At 37.5% G+C, this 5,091-nt stretch carries 3 protein-coding genes; all 3 read left to right on the forward strand.

What is annotated here, in order from left to right:
• The first annotated feature begins 201 nt into the window (after nt 1-201).
• Nucleotides 202-1,368: a hypothetical protein gene (locus K6D58_RS01285; protein WP_296826738.1), complete on the forward strand. Its 1,167-nt coding sequence runs from the start codon at nt 202-204 to the stop codon at nt 1,366-1,368.
• A gap of 286 nt (nt 1,369-1,654) precedes the next feature.
• The gene (locus K6D58_RS01290) at nt 1,655-3,754 is read left to right on the forward strand and encodes a hypothetical protein (RefSeq protein WP_296826740.1); all 2,100 of its coding nucleotides are present in this window, start codon (nt 1,655-1,657) and stop codon (nt 3,752-3,754) included.
• A 14-nt stretch (nt 3,755-3,768) separates the two neighbouring features.
• The gene (locus K6D58_RS01295) at nt 3,769-5,010 is read left to right on the forward strand and encodes a hypothetical protein (protein ID WP_296826742.1); all 1,242 of its coding nucleotides are present in this window, start codon (nt 3,769-3,771) and stop codon (nt 5,008-5,010) included.
• The last annotated feature ends 81 nt before the right edge of the window (nt 5,011-5,091 follow it).

The following is a 5,091-nucleotide window of genomic DNA, read 5'->3' on the forward strand; positions in this document are numbered from 1 at the left end:
TATATTATATAGAAGTAATTTGAAAAGAAGGCGGTTTTCCAATTGGGAGCCGTCTTTTTTTCTTAAAATTTTTTAAGTAAATATTCTATAATATCATAATTTTGTGAAAAGTATTTGAAATTTTGTCTCAATTAAGTTGACATAAATTAACTTTTTGTCTAACGTTTTTTTTAGTGACTTATGTCGCTAAGGAGATCAATAATGAAAATGATTAAAAAAGTAGCTCTTGCTGCTGCTCTTGCCCTTACTTCTACAGCTTTTGCAGAAGTTACATTTAACGCCTATAACAAGTTGTTTTCTGACATGACACTTGTAGAAAAATCAACTTATAAGATTGGCAGTTATGAAGAGGAAGACGACTCTAAAGTTTTCCAGGGTGTTACAAACCGCATCTATGCAGAAATCCTTACAGATAAGGTTGATGCAATGGTTAAGGCTGATGTTTCTATCGGACACCAGGATGGAAGCGAAGATGACTACGGTCTTAAATGGAATGGTCTTGTAAAGGACTGGTACGTAGAAGTACGTCCTCTTTCTTTCCTTTCTCTTACATATCACTCAGATATTTTTGCAGAAGGATCATATCTTCCTGTTCTTGATGACAATGTTGCTGCCGGAAACATCGGTTCTTCAGGATTCTCTGTTGTATTCCGCCCTGAACAGGTTGAAGGTCTCCGCCTTGGTGTAACTCTTCCATTTACAGAAGAAACTACAAACTGGGTTCTTGTTGACGGAAAAACAAAAGACGGACTTGAAACAACAGAAGAAAAAATCAATGTCGGTATCGGTGCAATCTATGACTTCGGTCTTGCAGAAATCGGTGCATCAGTACGTGATGTTGCAGACAGTGACGAAAGACTTCTCGGATTTTACATCTATTCAGCAGGTCTTTTCGGACAGGTTGAAGGCGTAAACCTCCGCGCTGGTTTTGCACATGCATGGGGTACAGTTAGTGTTGAAGATCCTGTATGGGCAATGGATGAATACGGTACAGTTGCAGGAGAAAACCTCTGGAACGTTGCTGTAGAAGTAACAGATGTTCTTCCTGTTGCACTTACACTTGAAGCTGCAGGAAATACAAACTCAGAAGATTCATTGTTTGACCTTTACGGAGCAGTTACTGTAGGAATCGGAATCAACGATCAGCTTGATCTTTCTCTTACAGGAAAAATCGAAACAGACCTTAACAGCGACACTGATATTGGTTCAATTTATGCAGCTGAAGCAACTCTTGATTTTGCATTTACAGAACATGATACTCTTGGTGTAGCAGTTGATGTTGGTTTTGCAAGCGGACTTAAGGTAGATGTTGCAGAAGTTGATTATCTTGGATTCTACTTCCCTGTATATTGGAAACATACATTCTAATTTTGTGATTTGATTGAGGGGGTAGTACAAACCCTCAAAACGGCGAAGTCAAGGCTTTAAGCGTTAGCGTGCCTTGACTCGACGTATTTTTTAAGTCATATAAAGTTAGACCCCCGGTGGTATTTACGGTTTGTAATACCACCGGGGATTTTTTTTGTCTTTTTTTTAATAATAAAAAATAATCTTTAAAAGTTATATTTAGCTGTTATAATATTGAAGAATAATTAAATTGTCAGATAGAATATGTATAGGTAAGTATTTATTGCATGAACCTTAGGAGGAATTCATGAGAAAATTTTGTTTTATAATGCTTGGACTTGTGCTTACTTTTTTTAGTTCCTGTTCTAATCCGGTATCTGAGGAAGAAAGTAGTTTTGTTGTAAGTTTTAATGCCGGTGTTTTAAAAAATGTAATTGATACAAATGAATGGTTTAGTGACTGTACGGATGTGTCATTCAGAATTGAACTTTATGTTTTTGATTATGACAATATTAAAGCTGATGACGGCAAGGAACCTGTCATGATTCAAAAAGAAATAACCCTTTCGGATATTCAGGCAAAGAAAAATATTAATCTTTCTGTAGAAGGGCTTTCTGAAGGAAAAAGATATTTCGTTTCTTCTGCTGTCGTGCTTTCATATAAAAAGCCGGGTGCAGATGTTGCTCAGGAAGTTACCTGTTACCGTACTAAACCAGAATCAGATGAAGATTCCCTGTATTATGTAAAGCCTGGAAAAAACGTTTTTAATCTTAAACTTGTGTCTGAGCTTAAGCCTGAACTGATTGTTAATTCGCAGGGAGACAGTTATGAGATGACACGCTATTATGGCTCTGGAACCACTTATGAAGTAAAAACCGAGGGAACGCTTTACGTTTCTTCTGAATATGCAGATTTTACAGATGCAGATTATTCTAATCCGAATGAATCTTTTTATGCCGTAACTTTTTTCTGTGAAAGTCCTTCCTGTGCAAAGTTTAATGAAAAAGAATACCGTGCATGTCTTGAAGATTTCAGGGCTAAGTTCAGTGCAACTCCGGATGAAATAACTGATGGGACCTATTCATCCTCCTTAACTCCGGCTTTAGTTACTTCAGATTTTTCATATTCATTTTATATTTTAGGTAAAACTACAATGGGCTCTATCTCTGAAAATTCTGTTTCCAGCGGAAGTAAAACGGTTTCTGATGTAGGTTCTTATTATTCTGGACTGGGGGCAGCGTATATTTCTTTGTCAGGAAATTCCGCCTGGACTGAAGGAGAAATAAAAGGTTTTTCTATAAAGGAGTTTGCGGGCGTAACGGTAGAGTGTAGTTCTCTGGATGAAAACGGAAAACTTAATGTAAACCTGCTTGCTAATTCCATGGCTGAGTTTAAGATTACTCAGAAGTATACAGACGGAACGTCTGAAAGTTTTGTAAAAGTTTACAACACGGATACTGGAACTTGTGGTGATTATACAGTTGCTTCTGAAAGGGTTCCAACTGCATTTCATAAAGTTCTTGGAGAGCAGACACTTAACTTTGTCCTTAATTCTTCCTGCTATGCTTCCTGTGATGTTGATGTAGGCTGGACCTGGCCTCAGGTCGCATCTGTATATATTTATCCGGATGCTGATAATAATACTCTTTATGTTTCTTCTGCTCCTGATTATCAGTTTACACCTACTGAACTTGAGTCTGTTCCGAACTATGCTACGGTAGATAATTCGGAAACTGAATATCCCGCTTATACTATTACATATGTATGGACTATTCCTGCAATTGAGGGAGTAAGTGATTCCAGTATTAAAATAAACACTTCTGATTCTAATTTAACTTTAGATGCGATAAGTGATACCATTGCAACTGAAATTGGTGTTACCGACTATAATCTTTCCCGTCTTCCTAATGGAGATTATTCTCTGAATGTTGTGCTGGAGTATTTCAATCCGGACGGCTCTGCAGAAGCTCCGCTTGCTAAATACAGAAGTGGCTATACGGCTGCTGATGACAAGCTTGTAGTATCTTCAGATGCCATTACTTTGAATAACGGTACGGTTACCGGCAACGTGGATATTGGCGGCGGATTTAATACTCTTTATATCAGATATATCGATGGAGATGAATATAAGGATCTGGAAAATGAGCCAATGGTTGGTAATGATCAGTACTATTCTTTGCATGCAGTTTATCAGTCTGGTGATGGATGGCTTGAATATAGTGAAACTGATTATTCTTATGAGTGGTTTATAAACGGAAATAGTGTTTCATCGGATATAAGTTTTTTAATTAACTATGCAAGAACCCCTTATCTTGTAGAATCTAATAATGAAGTTGTATGTGTAATCACAAAGAAATCTACGTCGCAAAAGACAACAGTTTCTTCTGTTTTCAGTTTTACTCATTAATCCGGAGGATCATGATGAAAAGATTCAGCGCTTTTTTATTAAACATATTTAGTGTTGCCTGTGTAAGTATTTTTGTTTCCTGCGGTTTTTCCGTAAAAGACGAAAGTAACATTGAAGGCAGTTGTGGAATTGTAGAAGTATCAGTTGGCAACGGGGCCAGATGCGTACGACCTTATGCTGAAGACGGAGTTTCTTACAACCTCTGGTTTTTCAACATGCAGGGAAAAACTGCAGCAGAAATTCTGAAGTCTGTAGAAAGTGCAGACTTTGATAAAAGAGTTTACATTGGATCCGGTTCAACTTCTGTTACCTGTGCTCTTGAAGCCGGTTCCTACTTAGTTTATGTTAAAAGTGACGATTATGTTTCTGATTCTGGTTATTATTACTTTTTTCAGGGACATACGGTTTTCAGCATAGGCGCAGGGGAGACAGGTTCGTTTTCTGTAAGTGTTTCGCCTGTAAGTACTTCTCCTGACCTTTCAGGAAATGGATATCTTTCTTTAACCATACCTTTTAATAATCTTGAGGAAAGACTGGGTACGGAAGCTGAGAATTATAAGTTTTTGCTGCAGGTAAAGAATCTTGAAACTCTTGAAGTTGCTGCTGAGGAGCAACTTGTTTATAGTACGGAAACTCAAGTTTTTACTTCTTCTTCCAGTATAAGTCTTCCTGCCGGCTTGTATTATTGTTCGATGTATTGTCTGAGTGAAAATGATACCAGAGTCTATGATTTCTTTTTTGAAAATGATTCCTGTGTAGAAATTGTAAAAGGAATGACGACAGTGCTTAATGATGAACTGATTGTAAAAACGGCGGAACTTAAGCGTTATGTTGATAATTCAAGCGAATATAGCGGTATTTCTGGTGAGTACCGGGCATGTCTGTCAGACTGCATTAAGGATTACGGTACCTGCGGTTATGCAGAGTTTTATATGCCTGAATACGACTCTGGTAATTATGAAGAAAGCGCAATTATAGATGGAAGTTTGATTTCTGAAGAATCAGCTTTTACCGTTACCCAGTGTATGGGCGGAAACTCAGGATATACTACAGGCGGAGTGAGTGTTGATCTGATTATTACAGTAAAAGGAAGGGTTATTACTGTAAAAACAGAAAGTGAATTGGAATATGAATATACCGGTCCTGTCTTTATTCTGGAAAATGCCGGAGATATAACGGTTAGCGATGTTACCGGAAGGGAACTTACAACTACTGCTCTGGAAGACGGAAGTGTTGAATATTCATTCCAATCGTAGGTGTATTGCGTTTTATGCAATATGATGTAAAAATAGTTTCACTTTACGCAATGTAAATACAAAGGTATAATTCACCTTGAA

Source organism: Treponema sp. (assembly GCF_024696245.1).
Lineage (GTDB): Bacteria > Spirochaetota > Spirochaetia > Treponematales > Treponemataceae > Treponema_D.

Bases quoted from the DNA above. Each gene is read 5' to 3' on its own strand.
- K6D58_RS01285 (WP_296826738.1), top strand. From the start codon at position 202: ATGAAAATGATTAAAAAAGTAGCTCTTGCTGCTGCTCTTGCCCTTACT.
- K6D58_RS01290 (WP_296826740.1), top strand. From the start codon at position 1,655: ATGAGAAAATTTTGTTTTATAATGCTTGGACTTGTGCTTACTTTTTTT.
- K6D58_RS01295 (WP_296826742.1), top strand. From the start codon at position 3,769: ATGAAAAGATTCAGCGCTTTTTTATTAAACATATTTAGTGTTGCCTGT.